Genomic DNA, 15,353 nt, shown 5'->3' on the forward strand with positions numbered 1-15,353 from the left:
CTCCTTCGTGGGGCGGTGATCAGAACTGAGTATCTACGGGTACGCGAAGGTCGCGCGGAATCACACGGCGGCGGGGCCGACCAACTCCTCCAGGACGTCTTCCATCGTCACGTAGCCGAGGACTGTGCCGGCCTGGCCGGTGACTGCGGCGAGGTGACTTCCGGCGGCGCGGAGGGCGGTGAGGGTGTCGTCCAGCGGAGTGTCGATCCGTACGCGCGTCAGGGCGTGGAGCGCAGTGCTCGGGAAGGGCTGGTCGCGGTCCGCGACACCCAGGGTGTCCTTGATGTGGAGGTAGCCCAGGACGGCCCCGGCCGGGCCGGTGACCGGGAGGCGGGAGTAGCCGGCGCGCGAGGCGGTCCGCTCCAGCTCGGCGGGGGTGACCCGGTGGTCGACCGTGACCATCCGTGCGGCGGGTACGAGGATCTCGCCGACCGGCCGGGTTCCCAGCTCCAGTGCGTCGCGCAGCCGCTCGCCGTCGGCGGGCGACAGCAGGCCCGCCTCGCTGCTGTCGTGGACCATGCGGGCGAGCTCGTCGTCGGTGAAGACCGCGGAGACCTCGTTCTTCGGTTCGACACGCAGCAGACGCAGGAGCGCGTTGGCGAAGGCGTTGATGCCGAAGATCACAGGCTTCATCGCCCGGGTGAGGCCGATCAGCGGCGGGCCGAGGAGCAGCGCGGTCCGCACCGGGGCGGCGAGCGCGATGTTCTTGGGGACCATCTCACCGATCAGCATGTGCGCGTACGTCGCCAGGGTGAGGGCGATGACGAAGGCGACCGGGTGGACGAATCCATGCGGGACATGGGCCGCCTCGAAGGCGGGCTCCAGGAGGTGGGCGATGGCCGGTTCGGCGACCGCGCCCAGGACCAGGGAGGAGACGGTGATGCCCAGCTGGGCGGTGGCCATGACGGCGGAGATGTGCTCCAGGCCCCACAGGGTCGTGTGGGCCCGCTTGTCGCCCTCGCGGGCCAAGGGCTCGATCTGGCTGCGGCGTACGGAGATCAGGGCGAACTCGCCGCCGACGAAGAACGCGTTCGTCAGGAGGGTGAGAAAGCCGATGGTGAGCTGGACGGCGATCATCGGGACACCCCCGCGTGCTTGTGCTCCGCGGTGCGGGCGGGCTCTGTGAGGTGGATCCGGTCCGCCCGGTGGTGCTCGATGTCAAGGACGTCGAGCTGCCAGCCGTTCAGCAGGACCGCGTCGCCCTGGGCGGGGATGCGTCCGAGGCGGGTGGCGATCAGGCCGGCGAGCGTCTCGTACGGGCCGTGGGGCGCGCGCAGCCCTATGCGGGCGAGCTCGTCGATCCGTACACCGCCGTCGACCTCCCACGTGGCCCTGCCGTCCTCGGTGGGCGGCGCGGGCAGCAGGTCGGGGGCCTCGGACGGGTCGTGCTCGTCGCGGACCTCGCCGACGACCTCCTCGACGATGTCCTCCACCGTCGCCACTCCGGCCGTGCCCCCGTACTCGTCGATCACGACAGCCATGGTGCGGCTCGCCCGCAGCCGCACCAGGAGCCGGTCGGCGGGCAGGGTCTCGGGCACCAGAAGGGGTGCGGTCACGAGCTTGGTGATCGGAGTGGCCGCCCGGGCGGCTGGTTCCAGGGCGAGGACGTCGCGGATGTGGACGGTGCCGATCACGTCGTCGAGGCTGACCCGGTAGACGGGGAAGCGGGACAGTCCGGTGGCGTGGGTGAGGTTCGCGGCGTCCGCTGCCGTGGCCTGCGCTTCCAGGGCGCAGACGTCGACGCGGGGTGTCATCACGTTCTCGGCCGTCAGCTCGCCCAGGTGGAGCGTGCGGACGAACAGCTCGACGGAGTCCGCCTCGATGGCACCCTCGGCGGCCGAGTGCCTGGCCAGGGACGCCAGCTCGGCAGGGGTACGGACGGAGGCCAGCTCCTCGGCCGGCTCAAGGCCGAAGCGCCGTACGAACCGGTTCGCGGTGTTGTTGAGGTGCCGGATGAACGGTCCGAAGGCCGCGGTGAAGCCCCGCTGTGGTCCTGCCACGACCTTGGCGACGGCCAGGGGACGGGAGATCGCCCAGTTCTTCGGGACGAGCTCGCCGACGACCATGAGCACGACCGTGGAGATCGCCACCCCGAGAACAGTGGCGACCGAGGACGCCGCGGCGCCCAGACCGATCGCCTCAAGCGGGCCGCGCAGCAGCGCCGCCAGGGACGGTTCGGCGAGCATGCCGATCACCAGCGAGGTGACGGTGATTCCCAGCTGGGCGCCGGAGAGCTGGACGGTCAGTCCTCGAACGGCGCGCAACACACCGTCGGCGCCACGTTCCTTCGCTTCGGCGGCCCGCTCCAACTCACCGCGCTCGACGGTGGTGAGGGAGAACTCGGCCGCCACGAACACCGCACACATCAGTGTGAGGGCCAGGGCGAGAAGCAGCAGAAGCACTTCGGTCACCGTGCCACCCCCGCTCCCCTGCTCGACTCGGCTGAGCTGGCGGTGGCACGGCTCGTACTGGGAGGCTCACCCATTGCGGGTCGCTCACTCCTTCTCGTCCTCGGGCTGAATCGTCGGCAGGCAGGTGCACAGCTTTCTACACCACTGTAAAGGATTGGCAAAGCGGCATCGAGAGGTCAGGGCACCGGAAGCGGCACGGACCCTGCTCTGGTTGCGTTCGGGCACCGGGCCGACCGAACCCCATCGCCGCGCGGGCAGCGCGTCGAGCCGGAGCAGGTCTTGGAGTCGGCATGACTGGGGGCGACGGACCAAGGCCGGGCCCCAGTGCCCCTACATGGAGGGCCCGGCTACCCCGCGTCCCGTTCGACCCTCCAGCCCCAGTCCCTGGATCCGGTACCGGCGATCACCGCACCCACACCCAGGCCCAGCGTGAGACCGAGGCCGACGTCGTCGAGCCAGGCCATGCCGAACAGGATTCCGCCCACCAGGCCGAGCGGGATCGCGGAGGCAGCCAACCCTCCGCAGGTCTGGTGATCGCCATCGTCTGTCACGCGAAACTCCTGTGACTCACCCATCACGTCGCCACCTTCCTCGCCGGGAGGTGCCGATCGCGACCCATCCCCGACACGCCTCTTTCGGACTTCTCACCGAAGCCCCTTGGGGCGCGCCTCCGTTGGGCGCCCGCCGCGTATTCTTCTACAGTGATGTAGAGGTCGCCAACGGCGACTCCCCACATACGCAAGAAGGAGTGAACGCCACGATGGTGTTCAAGCGACTGCTCGGTTCCCTCGGCGTCGGCGGCCCGACCGTGGACACGGTCCTCGACCCCGGCACGGTGACTCCGGGCGGCAATCTCACGGGCCAGGTCCGACTGACCGGCGGCAACAGCGACTTCACGATCGAGCACATCGCCCTCGAACTGGTGGCCCACGTCGAGGCCGAGCACGAGGGCGAGGAGTCCGAGGGGATGGTCGTCTTCGACCGCTTCACGGTGGCCAACGACTTCCGCCTCGCCGAGGGCGAGGTTCGAAGCCTGCCGTTCGCTGTCACCCTGCCTTGGGAGACCCCGATCACCGAACTGTACGGCCAAGGTCTCGGCATCACCCTCGGTCTGCGCACCGAACTCGGCGTCGATGGCGCCAAGGACAAGGGCGACCTCGACCCTCTCGCCGTACGCCCTCTCCCGGCCCAGGAGGCGATCCTCGAAGCGCTCGGCCGGCTCGGCTTCGGCTTCAAGTCGGCCGACCTCGAACTCGGGCACATCCGTGGGACGGGGCAGCAACTGCCCTTCTATCAGGAAATCGAGATCACGCCGTCGCCGCAGTACGCGCACCAGGTCAGCGAGATCGAGGTGACCTTCCTCGCAGGCCCGGTGGGCCTCGAAGTCGTCCTGGAAGCCGACAAGCGCGGCGGGTTCTTCTCCGAAGGCCACGACGCCTTCGCCCGCCACACAGTCAGCCACCACGGCATCGACCAGGTCGACTGGAACGCCGAGGTCGACTCCTGGATGCGACAGCTCGTCGAGCACCGCGCCGCGCACGGGGCGCACTCCTCGTACGGGTCGCACGACGGTGCGCCGCACACCGACGGGCACCATTCCCGCCCGGGCATGGGCACAGCAGTCGCGGCGGGTGCGGGAGGGCTCGCCGTCGGCGTAGTGGGCGGCATGGTCGCGGCCGAAGTCGTCGACGAGATCGGCGACTTCTTCGAGGGCGACGAGGAGGAGGGCGAGGCAGGCGACGAAGGCTGACATCGACCAGCCGCTCGCTCGCCCGACTCACCGAGGACACCACCTCAGAGTCCCTGACAACTTCTACACAGATGTAGAAGATGTGCGTGGCGCCGACCGTACCCATCCGGCCGGGCCCGCCTCCGACACGTAACGGAGTTCCGACATGGCCCTGTGGGACCGCATCAAGGAGTCCGCATCGACGATGCAGACTCAGCTGAACGCGAAGAAGAACGATCTGAAGAGCGGCGCCTTCCGGGACGCCAGTATGGCAATGTGCGCGCTCGTCGCCGCCGCCGACGGCACGATCGACCCGGCCGAACGCCGCCGCGTGGCCCAGCTCATCTCCACCAACGAGGTGCTGCAGAACTTCGACGCCACCGATCTCCAGCGGCGCTTCGACGACAACCTGAACAAGCTCACCGCCGACTTCGACTTCGGCAAGGTCAGCGTCCTGCAGGAGATCGCCAAGGCGAAGAAGAGGCCCGCCGAAGCCCGCGCCGTCATCCAGATCGGCATCGTCATCGGCGGCGCGGACGGCGACTTCGACAAGACCGAGCAGGCAGTCGTACGCGAGGCGTGCTTCACGCTCGACCTGCCGCCGCACGAGTTCGACCTCTAGGTCGCCGCGGCAGGGGGCCGCACGGCGCCGCCTCTAGAGCGGCGTTGCCGCGCGCAGAATGAGGAACAGGGTGACGGCGGAGTTCGCGGAGGACAGTGCGGACACCGTCGTCCCCACCGCGGCGCCCCACGCGGCCATCCCCACCGCGGTGAACAACGAAGGCCAGGCCCGCGAGGCGGGCGGCGGGGCCAGCAGGGCCGCCACCCGGCGCGGCACCGGGCCGGCGGTCGCGAAGCCGGCGAGGGTGGCCACCGGCGCGCCTCGCGAGATCAGGGCGGACTTCCCGATGGCCCGTGCGACCGTTCGGCGGCTGCCGACGCGTGCCGCCGCATCCTCGTCCGCCCACCGCTCTGTCGCATAGGTGACGGCGGTACGCAGCGGGCGCAGAAACGGGTTGGCGCGGGCCGCCAACTGCGCGACGAGCAGGTAGCGGTGGTGCCGGCCCGCGAGGTGGGCTCGCTCATGGGCGAAGAGCGCCCTGCGTTCGGCCGGCCTCAACCCGTCGAGCATGCCTCGGCTGACGACCACGCGGTCGAGCCGCCCGGGCAGCGCGTACGCATACGGCGCGTCATCGGGCAGGACGGCGACGGATGTGGTCCGAGGTAGCGCGCGGAGCGCCAGGTCCGCCCGTCGACGAACCATCCGATGACGCCAGAGGGCTCGCCCGCAGGCGACGACCACGACGAGGAGCGCGGGGATGGCGATCCGTCCGGCGATCTCGTCGTACGGCACCGCCTCCCGCACCTCGGGGTCCGACCAAGCGTCCGGAAGCGGGTTTCCCGGGAGTTGCGCGGTGCCGACCACCATCAGCAGCCCGAGGCACAGGGTGCTGCACACGCCGAGCACGGCGGCGACACCGGCCAGCAGCCGGGTCGCGGTGCGCGGATGCAAATGCTGTTCGGCCAGCCTGGCGACCGGCCACGCGGTCAGGGGCAGGACGAGCGGCAGGAAGACGAAGACCCCCATGGCGTCAGCCCTCCCCCTCCCCTTCCGATTGCGCGAGCAGGTCGCGCAGCAGCTGCTCGTCAGCGGACGAAAGGGTCGTCACGAAGCTCGCGAGGACAGCCTCCCGATCACTCTCCCCATCCAGCACCCTCCGCATCCGCAGCGCGGCGAGCCCGGCCTCGTCGGCGACGGCCGTCCATTCGAAGGACCGGCCCGCCCGCTCCCGGGAGACCGCGCCCTTGGCGTGGAGGCGGGTCAGAATCGTGATGACCGTGGTGTACGCGAGGTCTCCGCCGAGCCGCTCCTGCACCCAGCCCGCCGTGACCGGCCGCTCCGACTGGAGCACAGCAGCCAGCACTTGGGCCTCCAGCTCACCCTGGCCGCGGCGCCGCGTGGAGTGCCCGGCACCGTCTCTGTTCCGGTCCGTCATGCCGTCAACCTCCCGCCTGCCCACGCTCGGCATCAGTGAACTCCTAGGTCGGTCCACCCGCCACAGGAGCGGCTCATCTTACTGAGACACCACGCATGCGCCCGCTTCCGTTTCCCGGGACGCCGTCTACACGTCCCACCACCGTGCATGGCACGTCCGAGGCGGACGCCGCCTCCCTTCATTTTCTACGCCACTGTAGATTTGAGCATCTCGACTCGGGAAAGGGATACGACATGACTGTGAGCCTCGCCAAGGGCGGCAACGTCTCACTGAGCAAGGAGGCGCCGGGGTTGACCGCGGTCATCGTGGGCCTGGGCTGGGACGTTCGTACGACCACCGGGGCCGGCCACGACCTCGACGCGAGCGCCCTCTTGCTCAACGAGACCGGAAAGGTCGCTTCCGACGGCCACTTCGTCTTCTACAACAACCTCACCAGCCCCGACGGCTCGGTCGAGCACACCGGCGACAACCTCACCGGTGAGGGCGAGGGCGACGACGAGGCCATCAAGGTCAACCTGGCCGCGGTACCGGCCGACATCACGAAGATCGTCTTCCCTGTCTCCATCCATGACGCCCAGAACCGTGGCCAGAGCTTCGGCCAGGTCCGCAACGCCTTCATCCGCGTGGTGAACCAGACCGGCGGCGCCGAACTCGCCCGCTACGACCTCTCAGAGGACGCCGCGACCGAGACCGCGATGGTCTTCGGTGAGCTCTACCGCCATGGCACCGACTGGAAGTTCCGCGCCGTGGGCCAGGGATACGCTTCCGGGCTCGCCGGCATCGCCACCGACTTCGGCGTCCACATCTGACCCGAGCGGGGAGAGGAAACCATGTTCGGAATCAGCGAGATAGCGATCCTCGTGATCGTTGTCATCGTCCTGCTCGGCGCCAAGAAGCTCCCGGAACTGGCCCGCAACGCCGGTAAGGCGGCTCGGATCCTGAAGAGCGAGGCCAAGGCGATGAAGACCGAAGACGGCGGGGCGCAGGAGCAGCAGGCGGCGTACGAGGTCAAGCAGACTCCGCCCACCGACGCGAAGCCGACGGTGGGCGGGACCCAGCCGAACGCACCGCGGTCGTCCGAGGGCCCCGGTTCCGGCCCGACCGCCGGCTGACGGTTGCCTCACGGGTCGGTCGGAGAGGCGGTTCCGCACGCACGCTTCGACCGACCCGCTGCGGTGGTCGACCACGCGGCCCCGCTGCTCACCTTCATCTTCGACACCCTGGTGGCCGGGCCGGCTCTTCCGTGAGCTCGGCGACCGCGAGGACGAGCAGCACCAGGAGGTGAAGCGGGTATGTCAGCCCGCCTGACACTCCGCCCGCATCAGGACGGCTCGGGTGATGCAGCCGGGCGCTCGCCGGGAGACCGGCCGCGCAGGCGGCATTCGCCTGTGAAGACGGTGGCGAGATGGTCACCGAGGGCTGCGAGCACGGCGTCGGCCGGCAGGCCGGCGGGGTCCGCGAAGTGGTGGGCGGTGAGGCCGTCGGCGTACGCGGCGATGCGCGCCGCCTCCTTCGCCACGTCCGCGGACTCGGGGACCTCGCCGCACTCCTGGGCGTTCGTGATCGCCTGCGCGAGCAGCGCGCGGGTACGGCCGAGCGCGGCGGCCTTGGTCGCGCCGAGGCGGGGGTCGTCGGCGGCGCGGCCGGTGAAGGCCAGAGCCACCCGCCACTCCTGACGACGCTGTTCATCGAGCGGCATGTACTCGGCGAGGCCGTCGAGGACGATGTGCTCGACGCGGGCGCCGACCGCCTCGGAGCGCTCGATCAGGTCGCTGACCCGGCGTTCGATCCTTTCCAGCACGTAGCCGTAGGTGAACAGCAGCATCTCGTCCTTGCTGCGGAAGTAGTGCTGGACCAGACCGACCGAGATACCCGCCTCGGCGGCGGTCTTGGCGACCGTTACCGCGTTCAGGCCTTCGGCGGCGATGATCCGGCCCACCGCGGTGGCCACTTGGTGACGACGCTCTTCATGATCGGCTACGCGAGGCATGCCGTAACCATATCGCGATACGGTAACGTCTCACTCGAAACCGTACAGCCATATGGTTATGGGAGGCGCCATGCGTGCCACTGTTCTGCATGCCCGGACACGGGCATGGATGCTGCTGTTACTCATACTCGCGGCCGTCACGACGGCCGGAGTTCCCGCCGCCCGGGCCGCCGACGGCGGAAGATACACGGAGATCGACCGCTACGCGGCGGCACAGCGCGAGCGGGCCGACGTGCCCGGCATGGCGCTCGCCGTCGTCGACCGCGACAAGGGCTTGGTCCACAGCCTGACTTGGGGGTCGGACGGGAACGGCGATCCGATCACGACCCGCACCCCGTTCCTGCTCGGTTCACTGGCGAAACCGTTCACGGCCCTGGCCGTGATGCAGCTGGTCGAGGCGGGGAAGGTGGGCCTGGACGACCCGGTGCGGCGCCATCTGCCTTGGTTCCGCCCCGCCGACATCACGGTGCGCCACCTGCTCAACCAATCCAGCGGCCTCTCGGAGGACGACGGCTTCGCACAGTCGGACCGCTTCGACAACGCGCCCGGTGGCATCCAGCGCATCGCCCGCAGCCTCGCCGACGTCACCCCCGTGACCCCGCCCGGCAAGCGCCACGAGTACAGCGCCGCCAACTACATGCTGCTCGGCGCCCTGGTGGAGACGGTCAGCGGCCGCACGTTCAGCGACCGGATGCACGAGTCCGTCTTCGGCCCGCTCGGCATGACCGGCGCGATCACCGACGCCGGCGACGCGGAACGCACCGGCCTCGCCCCTGGCCACCGGTACGTCTTCGGCAAGCCCTGGCGCCACTCCACCCCGTTCGACACGTCAGGCGCCCCGTACGGATACGTCGGCGCGACACTTGACGACCTGGTTCATTTCGCGCGGGCCCAACTCGGCGGCGGAGCGGCCTCGTCCGTCCTCTCCCCCGCCGGCTTCCGCCAGATGCACACCGGAACGGTGCCGGTCCGCACCTCGCACCAGTACGGACTCGGCTGGCGCGACGACCGCTTCGACGACCTGGGCACCCGCATCGTCTGGCACGGCGGAGCCACCACGGACCACCAGGGCACCATCGTGCTCGCCCCCGACAAAGGCCTCGCCGTCATCGTCCTGCACAACGCCTACGCCCCGTACAAGGACGAGTTCTTCGTCGGCAGCGGCCTCGGCGCCATGCGCGTCCTGCTCGGCGGCGAACCCGAAGCGGTGAGCGACGACCCGATGTTCAGCCGGTTGCTCACCACGCTGTGGATCGCGACCGCCACCCTCACGGTCGCGACCGGCTGGTCGTTGTACCGCCTGGTACGCCCGAGGCGAGACGGCCGGGGCGACAGCCGACGGACCCTCATCGCTTCGGCGGCAGCAGCACTCGGCTGCCTCCTCCTCGCGGCCACGGCCTTCCTGCTCCTGCCCAGGCTCGTGGCCACAGACCTGCGCCAGATCCTCCTCTTCACCCCCGACGCGGGATACCTCCTCGTGACAACAGGCTCGCTCGCGCTCGCCCTTGCGGCCCTGCGTGGCCTCGTCGGCTTCCAGACGATTCGCAGACAGGCCGCACGCAACCGGAACTGATCACCCGGCGGCGCCAACCGCAGGCCCGTCCCCAGGGAAGCGGCTCACCCCTCCCCCGGCAGATGAACCAACGAAGCCGGGAGGGGTGCTCCGGCCCGTCGCCAAGCATCTCGGACCCGGACCGCTACACCTTCAGATACGGTGCGTGAACGCCCACACGGCTCAAGGAAGACGTCCCACCAGGGGCAATGCCTTCAGGAGCCGGCGCCCGCTGGGGAGAATCTGGGGAGAATGACTCCGCGATGGGGAGCGGCTGGGGGGGAATCGGCCACGCAAAACGGCGTCATCATGAAAGCTCCGGAAAGACGCAAAGTCGCAGGCCAGCGCTGCTCGCACAGCAATCCGTGCAGGTCAGCGCATCGAGGGCGACGAATTCACGAAGAGCTCCGCCTGGGCCTCAATTCTCTTCGCACCCAGACTCGTCGGAACCATCTACGGCATGAACTTCGATCAGATGCCTGAGCTGAGTTGGAGACTCGGATACCCATTCGCGGTCGGTTTGATGGGGCTCGTCTGCGTCAGTTTGTACGTGATCTTCAAGCGCCGGGACTGGCTCTGGAGCCAGTCCCCGCCACGACCTGGCCCGGGCCACGCAACCAGATCCGACGGCATGACACATACCCACGAGGCGTCCCGACACGGTCAGGAATACCAGTCGGCCTCCGTCGGCCGCGCCCGCCGTGGCACCTCCCGAGCGGGCATGGGCACGCGCTCGCCACCCGCGAGCAGGGTGCTTGCCGGATCGCCGCCGAAAGCGCGCGGGAGCGTCACCTCGACCTCGATACCGCGCGGCGGGTCGGTGGGCAGGATTGTGGTCATCACCGTCGTCTCGGCGTGGTGTCCATGGGCGCGGGCGGCGGCGACCTGTTTCCCGTCCACGAGGAGCTCCAGCTCCCGCGTCCCGCCCATCCGCAGGTCCACGGTGACCGAGCAGCCGGCGTACTCACAATGAAACTGATACTCGCGGCTCATGATTGCCTCCCTGAAACGCCCGGCAACAAAGCCTCTTCCCTCCATCGTGACACCGGGTGGTGGCTGCGTCGGTCCTGGATCGCGCTCTCTCGGTCGTCCACGCACTACTTTCGGGCGGGCCCCAAGGGAGCGGGGATGGGGCAGTCCGGAGGTGCTGCCCGGCCTCCGCCATGGCAGCCTGGATATGGAGTCTCCGACCAGGTCGCCGATTCGGCGACGAGGTCTTTCCGAAGGAGCCCGGACATGGCCGCCAACGTCAGCGGAGCGCCGACGGGTGCCAAGACCTCCCCAAGGCGGTTCGCGACCGGCTGGACCGCCTTCGCCGCACTGCCGTACTACCCGTTCTGTCCATCGTGCTGATCGCCATCGGCATTTTCGTGGTCTGGGCTCTCTGCGCCGGAACGACCGGGACAGCCAGACAGGATTGATTCGCCCCGTCGGCCGCGACGCGCGAGATCGGAGGCGCAGGGCTGACCGAGAGATGGCCTCGTTCGAGGAGCCCGGCCTCTGACGGAGACGGCGGACCCTCGCCCGAGTCGTATTCCTGGCCTGGCATGTGGCCCGGTCGTGCCGCCAAAGAGAGTCGTCCCCCGCCACAGCTGCCCGGCGGTGAAGGAGTTGACGATCCGACAGGCTGGCGCCCTCGGAACGCGGACGAAGGTTCGGTCGGGACCGATCGGCAGAGGAGAAGGGCATGGCGAAGGACTACAAAGGGAAGATCGCCCTCGACATCCACGACTCGGAGCCGGACTGGGAACCGTTCTTGGCGCCGAAGGCACCCGAGGGTGCCCCGAACGTGCTGGTGATCGCCTGGGACGACGTGGGCTACGGGACGATGGACTGCTTCGGCGGCCCGGTGAGAACTCCGACCATGTCGCGGCTCGCGGACATGGGCGTGCGCTACTCGAATTTTCACACCACCGCACTCTGCTCCCCGACGAGGGCCTCGCTTCTGACCGGGCGCAACGCGACGTCGAACGGCATGGCCACGATCGCCGAGTTCAGTGCCGGCTTCCCCGGGATCTCCACCCGCATCCCGTTCGAGAACGGGTTCATCTCCGAGGTCCTGGCCGAGCGCGGCTACAACACGTACTGCGTCGGCAAGTGGCACCTCACCCCGGGTGAGGAGACCAGCATGGCGGCGTTCAAGGGGCGCTGGCCTCTGGGGCGCGGCTTCGAGCGGTTCTACGGCTTCCTCGGCGGCGAGTCGAGCTGCTGGTATCCGGACCTGATCCACGACAACCACCAGGTCGAACCGCCGGCCACTCCCGACCAGGGCTACCACATCGCCAAGGACCTGTCCGACAAGGCCATCGCGTTCATCAAGGACGCCAAGGTCGTCGAGCCCGACAAGCCCTTCTTCATGTACCTGGCGCTGGACGCCGCCCATGCGCCGCATCAGGTCTTCAAGGAGTGGGCCGACGCGTACAAGGGCGTGTTCGACCAGGGCTACGAGGCGATCCGGCCGGAGATCCTCCGGCGTCAGAAAGAACTCGGCCTGCTGCCCGAGGACACCGAACTGTCCCCGATCAACCCCCATGGTGAGCCTGACGTGACCGGCCCGGACGGGCAGCCGTGGCCGAGGCTGGACACCGTCCGCCCCTGGGACACACTCAGCGACGACGAGAAGCGGCTGTTCACCCGAATGGCCGAGGTCTTCGCCGGCTACGTCTCCTACAGCGACGACCAGCTCGGCCGGGTGATCGACTTCCTCGAGGAGGCCGGCGAACTCGACAACACGATCATCGTTGCCGTCTCCGACAACGGCGGAAGCGGCGAGGGCGGGCCGGACGGCACATTCAACGAGTGGCGGTTCTTCAACGGCCTGAACACTCCGACCGAGCTGTCCCTGGAACACATCGACGAGCTCGGCAGCCCAGCCTCCTACAACCACTACAACACCGGATGGGCGTGGGCGTTCGACACCCCGTTCCCGTACTGGAAGCGCTGGGCGGGCTACGAGGGCGGCGTGGCCGACATGTGCCTGGTCGCCTGGCCCGCCAAGCTCAAGGCACGCGGCGAGGTGCGCCAGCAGTACGTCCACGCGGTCGATGTCGTCCCCACGCTCTACAACCTGCTGGGCGTGGCTCCGCCCGAGGTGCTCAAGGGGTACCCACAGAACCCGATCGAGGGCGAGAGCTTCGCGGCCTCGCTCACCGACCCCACCGTGCCCGGAAAGCAGACCCAGTTCTACGCGATGCTGGGGCAGCGCTCGATCTACCACGACGGGTGGCTGGCCTGCACCGTGCACCCGCCGCTGAGCGGCTGGGGAGACTTCGCCCACGACCAGTGGGAGCTCTACAACCTCACCAAGGACCGTGCGCAGTCCAAGGACATCGCGGCACAGGAGCCGGAGCAGCTCGAGACGCTCGCGAGCCTGTGGTACTACTACGCGGGCATCTACAACGGGCTGCCGCTCGACGACCGTACGGCCCTGGAACAGACGCTCGCCGAGCGCCCGCACGGCACCCCACCACGCGAACGCTACGTCTACTACCCCGACTGCGCCTCGGTGCCCGAGCAGTCCGGCGTCGTGATCAGCGGCCGTTCGTACACCATCGCCGCAGGGGTCGACATCGAGTCGGCGGACGCCGAGGGCGTCGTGTACGCGCACGGCGGCATCGCCGGCGGCCACAGCCTCTACGTCAAGAACCGCCGCCTGCGCTACGCATTCAATTGGGTGGGCACCCGCCTGCAACTCGTGGAAGCCGACCGGGAGATCGAACCGGGCAGGCACGTGCTCACCGCCGAGTTCACCGCGAGCGGACGCAGCGCCGATCCGGCGATGCCGGGTGCTGCCGGAACCCTCACCCTGTACGTCGACGACCAGCAGGTGGGCAGTAGTGACATCGTCACCCAGCCCGGCTACTTCTGCCTCGTCGGAGACGGGATCTGCGTGGGCCGCGACGACGCCTCGCCCGTCACCCCCGACTACCGGGCACCGTTCCGCTTCACCGGAGGCACCATCGACAAGGTTGTCGTCGATGTCTCCGGCGAGCGCTACATCGACCACGAGGCCCAGGTCCGCGGCTGGTTCGCCATCGACTGACCGCGTAGCTGAACCGTAGTGACGGCGGGCACGGCCGCCCCTGACCACGGGCTGCCGCTCACCGGGCCCTCGCCGGTGTGTCGTTGTGTGCGCAGCGGAAGCCCTGGTTGCCGGTGCTGCTGTCGGGGGAGCTGGAACTGCGGGCGGCGACGCGGTAGCGGCGGCAGTAGGAGGCGTGGCAGAGGTACGACCCGCCGCGGATCACCCGCTGCACGCCGAGCGGAGGGCCGGGCGGATCGCCCTTCGGACTGCTCCGGTAGTACGCGGGCGAGTACCAGTCCGCACACCACTCCCAGACGTTGCCGCACATGTTGTGCAGGCCGTGACCGTTCGCGGGGTACGCGGTGACGGGCGCCGTGCCGTACCAGCCGTCCGCGCTCGTGTTGTCGTCGGGGAAGCTGCCCTGCCACACGTTCATCCGGTGCTCACCGCCGGGCTCCAGCTCGTCGCCCCAGGGGAACACGCGCTGTTCGAGGCCGCCGCGGGCGGCGCACTCCCACTCCGCCTCGGTCGGCAGCCGCTTTCCCGCCCAGGCGGCGTAGGCCGTGGCGTCGTTCCACGAAACGTGGACGACCGGGTGCTCGGCACGGTCGCGTACATCCGACTCAGGGCCCTCAGGGTGGCGCCACCATGCCCCGTAGACCTGCCGCCACCAGGGGGCCTCGGCGACCGCCCGGGTCTCGGGAAAGCCGGCGGGCAGGAGCCCGGCGAAGACGAACGACCAGCCGTAGCGTTCGGCATCCGTGATGTGTCCGGTCGCGTCGGTGAAGTCCTGGAACTCCGCGTTGGAGACGGCACAGCGGTCGATCCGGAAAGACGCGAGTCGCACCGGATGAACGGGCCCCTCTCCATCCCCAGGAACGGTCCAGCCGTCTTCCGCCCCCATCAGGAACTCACCGCCGGGAACACGCATCATCCCGTCCGCCCGCGTAGCTGCGGCCGGCGGCGTGGACGGTACCGTCGTGGTCACATGCCGCGCCGTCTCGCCCCGGGAGGGACTGCAGCAGTGTCCGCCTGATCCACTTTCCGACATTGAGCACCCATCAGGATCGAACACGCCGACCCGCACATGATCGGACCCCGATGGGCCGATACCTGGCATCGACACGAATGGGCGCTGCGCCGAAATGGAGGACCCGTCCCATCGGGTGGTGTCGGCTCCGACATGTGAACGGTCACGACACGACGACGCGTAGCCACATCGTCCACCGGAAGGCCCGTCTTTACCCGGACGATCCCTCTCCCTAAGCGGCGCTCGCTGGGGAGAACCTGGGGAGAATGAATCTCCGTTGGGGAGCGCCTGGGGAGAATCGACTGCCTAAGTGGGCAGCACGATGAAGGCACCTGAAACACGCACCATCGCAGGTCACAGTGCCTCATCGACCGATTTCCGCAGGTCAACGCCCCAAGGGTGACGACTTCAAGAAGATCTCCTCGTGGGCCGCCATCCTCTTCGCACCCACACTCGTGGGAACCATCTACGGCATGAACTTCGAGACCATGCCGGAGCTGAAGTGGGCAGCCGGCTACCCCTTCGCGATCCTGCTGATGGCGGTCGTCTGCGTCAGCCTGTACCTCATCTTCAAGAAGCGCGACTGGCTGTAAGAGTCCGTGGTGCGCTCGTGTCGTGGT

Annotated in this window: 14 protein-coding genes and 2 pseudogenes; 8 read left to right on the top strand and 8 right to left on the bottom strand. The window is 69.0% G+C overall.

Annotated features, from left to right (window positions below):
- Positions 1 to 60: 60 nt before the first annotated feature.
- From ACFWRO_RS24685 to ACFWRO_RS24695, 3 genes are all read right to left on the bottom strand, one after another.
- Entirely contained in the window at positions 61 to 1,077 is a 1,017-nt protein-coding gene (locus ACFWRO_RS24685) for a hemolysin family protein (RefSeq protein WP_384513317.1), read from the bottom strand.
- Positions 1,074 to 2,411: a hemolysin family protein gene (locus tag ACFWRO_RS24690; RefSeq protein WP_384513318.1), complete on the bottom strand. Its 1,338-nt coding sequence runs from the start codon at positions 2,409 to 2,411 to the stop codon at positions 1,074 to 1,076. The genes ACFWRO_RS24685 and ACFWRO_RS24690 overlap by 4 nt, the downstream gene beginning before the upstream one ends.
- Positions 2,412 to 2,758: 347 nt before the next feature.
- Positions 2,759 to 2,962: a hypothetical protein gene (locus ACFWRO_RS24695; protein WP_384513320.1), complete on the bottom strand. Its 204-nt coding sequence runs from the start codon at positions 2,960 to 2,962 to the stop codon at positions 2,759 to 2,761.
- 209 nt (positions 2,963 to 3,171) lie between these two features.
- On the opposite strand from ACFWRO_RS24695, the gene ACFWRO_RS24700 reads away from it, so the two are divergent.
- Positions 3,172 to 4,161 carry a sporulation protein gene (locus ACFWRO_RS24700; protein ID WP_384513322.1) on the top strand — a complete coding sequence of 330 codons (990 nt, stop codon included), beginning with the start codon at positions 3,172 to 3,174 and terminating at the stop codon, positions 4,159 to 4,161.
- Positions 4,162 to 4,306: 145 nt separating this feature from the next.
- Complete coding sequence (locus ACFWRO_RS24705) at positions 4,307 to 4,762, top strand: tellurite resistance TerB family protein (RefSeq protein ID WP_384513324.1); 456 nt, start codon at positions 4,307 to 4,309, stop codon at positions 4,760 to 4,762.
- Positions 4,763 to 4,795: 33 nt separating this feature from the next.
- Here the strand turns inward: ACFWRO_RS24705 and ACFWRO_RS24710 are convergent, their stop codons facing one another.
- Together ACFWRO_RS24710 and ACFWRO_RS24715 are read right to left on the bottom strand one after the other, a co-directional pair.
- Positions 4,796 to 5,728, bottom strand: a complete 933-nt coding sequence (locus ACFWRO_RS24710) for a M56 family metallopeptidase (RefSeq protein ID WP_384513326.1) — start codon at positions 5,726 to 5,728, stop codon at positions 4,796 to 4,798.
- A 4-nt stretch (positions 5,729 to 5,732) separates the two neighbouring features.
- The gene (locus ACFWRO_RS24715) at positions 5,733 to 6,137 is read right to left on the bottom strand and encodes a BlaI/MecI/CopY family transcriptional regulator (RefSeq protein WP_384513328.1); all 405 of its coding nucleotides are present in this window, start codon (positions 6,135 to 6,137) and stop codon (positions 5,733 to 5,735) included.
- Positions 6,138 to 6,370: 233 nt separating this feature from the next.
- On the opposite strand from ACFWRO_RS24715, the gene ACFWRO_RS24720 reads away from it, so the two are divergent.
- Together ACFWRO_RS24720 and tatA are read left to right on the top strand one after the other, a co-directional pair.
- Complete coding sequence (locus tag ACFWRO_RS24720; protein ID WP_384513330.1) at positions 6,371 to 6,946, top strand: TerD family protein; 576 nt, start codon at positions 6,371 to 6,373, stop codon at positions 6,944 to 6,946.
- Positions 6,947 to 6,967: 21 nt separating this feature from the next.
- Positions 6,968 to 7,249, top strand: coding sequence for a Sec-independent protein translocase subunit TatA (tatA, locus tag ACFWRO_RS24725; RefSeq protein WP_384513332.1), 282 nt, complete (start codon positions 6,968 to 6,970; stop codon positions 7,247 to 7,249).
- A gap of 209 nt (positions 7,250 to 7,458) precedes the next feature.
- On the opposite strand, the gene ACFWRO_RS24730 is transcribed toward tatA, so the two are convergent.
- Positions 7,459 to 8,127 (bottom strand): TetR/AcrR family transcriptional regulator, encoded by a 669-nt coding sequence (locus ACFWRO_RS24730; RefSeq protein ID WP_384513334.1) that lies wholly within the window; start codon positions 8,125 to 8,127, stop codon positions 7,459 to 7,461.
- A 109-nt stretch (positions 8,128 to 8,236) separates the two neighbouring features.
- On the opposite strand from ACFWRO_RS24730, the gene ACFWRO_RS24735 reads away from it, so the two are divergent.
- Positions 8,237 to 9,700 (top strand): serine hydrolase domain-containing protein, encoded by a 1,464-nt coding sequence (locus ACFWRO_RS24735; protein WP_384513335.1) that lies wholly within the window; start codon positions 8,237 to 8,239, stop codon positions 9,698 to 9,700.
- 376 nt (positions 9,701 to 10,076) lie between these two features.
- Positions 10,077 to 10,256: pseudogene (locus tag ACFWRO_RS24740) on the top strand (CorA family divalent cation transporter); the annotation flags it as partial.
- Between the two features lie 86 nt (positions 10,257 to 10,342).
- On the opposite strand, the gene ACFWRO_RS24745 reads toward ACFWRO_RS24740, so the two are convergent.
- Positions 10,343 to 10,672: a hypothetical protein gene (locus ACFWRO_RS24745; protein WP_384513337.1), complete on the bottom strand. Its 330-nt coding sequence runs from the start codon at positions 10,670 to 10,672 to the stop codon at positions 10,343 to 10,345.
- 694 nt (positions 10,673 to 11,366) lie between these two features.
- Between ACFWRO_RS24745 and ACFWRO_RS24750 the strand changes: the two genes are divergently transcribed.
- Complete coding sequence (locus ACFWRO_RS24750) at positions 11,367 to 13,721, top strand: sulfatase-like hydrolase/transferase (RefSeq protein ID WP_384513339.1); 2,355 nt, start codon at positions 11,367 to 11,369, stop codon at positions 13,719 to 13,721.
- A gap of 58 nt (positions 13,722 to 13,779) precedes the next feature.
- Here the strand turns inward: ACFWRO_RS24750 and ACFWRO_RS24755 are convergent, their stop codons facing one another.
- Entirely contained in the window at positions 13,780 to 14,754 is a 975-nt protein-coding gene (locus tag ACFWRO_RS24755) for a formylglycine-generating enzyme family protein (protein WP_384513340.1), read from the bottom strand.
- 386 nt (positions 14,755 to 15,140) lie between these two features.
- On the opposite strand from ACFWRO_RS24755, the pseudogene ACFWRO_RS24760 reads away from it, so the two are divergent.
- Positions 15,141 to 15,326, top strand: a pseudogene (locus ACFWRO_RS24760) (CorA family divalent cation transporter); the annotation flags it as partial.
- Between the last annotated feature and the right edge of the window lie 27 nt (positions 15,327 to 15,353).

Origin of the sequence: Streptomyces sp. NPDC058579 (assembly GCF_042718575.1) — a bacterium.
Lineage (GTDB): Bacteria > Actinomycetota > Actinomycetes > Streptomycetales > Streptomycetaceae > Streptomyces.

What these genes read in the sequence shown, in the direction of transcription:
- ACFWRO_RS24685 (WP_384513317.1), bottom strand. Translation starts at nt 1,077, where the DNA reads ATGATCGCCGTCCAGCTCACCATCGGCTTTCTCACCCTCCTGACGAAC.
- ACFWRO_RS24700 (WP_384513322.1), top strand. Translation starts at nt 3,172, where the DNA reads ATGGTGTTCAAGCGACTGCTCGGTTCCCTCGGCGTCGGCGGCCCGACC.
- ACFWRO_RS24705 (WP_384513324.1), top strand. Translation starts at nt 4,307, where the DNA reads ATGGCCCTGTGGGACCGCATCAAGGAGTCCGCATCGACGATGCAGACT.
- ACFWRO_RS24710 (WP_384513326.1), bottom strand. Translation starts at nt 5,728, where the DNA reads ATGGGGGTCTTCGTCTTCCTGCCGCTCGTCCTGCCCCTGACCGCGTGG.
- ACFWRO_RS24715 (WP_384513328.1), bottom strand. Translation starts at nt 6,137, where the DNA reads ATGACGGACCGGAACAGAGACGGTGCCGGGCACTCCACGCGGCGCCGC.
- ACFWRO_RS24720 (WP_384513330.1), top strand. Translation starts at nt 6,371, where the DNA reads ATGACTGTGAGCCTCGCCAAGGGCGGCAACGTCTCACTGAGCAAGGAG.
- tatA (WP_384513332.1), top strand. Translation starts at nt 6,968, where the DNA reads ATGTTCGGAATCAGCGAGATAGCGATCCTCGTGATCGTTGTCATCGTC.
- ACFWRO_RS24730 (WP_384513334.1), bottom strand. Translation starts at nt 8,127, where the DNA reads ATGCCTCGCGTAGCCGATCATGAAGAGCGTCGTCACCAAGTGGCCACC.
- ACFWRO_RS24735 (WP_384513335.1), top strand. Translation starts at nt 8,237, where the DNA reads ATGCTGCTGTTACTCATACTCGCGGCCGTCACGACGGCCGGAGTTCCC.
- ACFWRO_RS24745 (WP_384513337.1), bottom strand. Translation starts at nt 10,672, where the DNA reads ATGAGCCGCGAGTATCAGTTTCATTGTGAGTACGCCGGCTGCTCGGTC.
- ACFWRO_RS24750 (WP_384513339.1), top strand. Translation starts at nt 11,367, where the DNA reads ATGGCGAAGGACTACAAAGGGAAGATCGCCCTCGACATCCACGACTCG.
- ACFWRO_RS24755 (WP_384513340.1), bottom strand. Translation starts at nt 14,754, where the DNA reads ATGTCGGAAAGTGGATCAGGCGGACACTGCTGCAGTCCCTCCCGGGGC.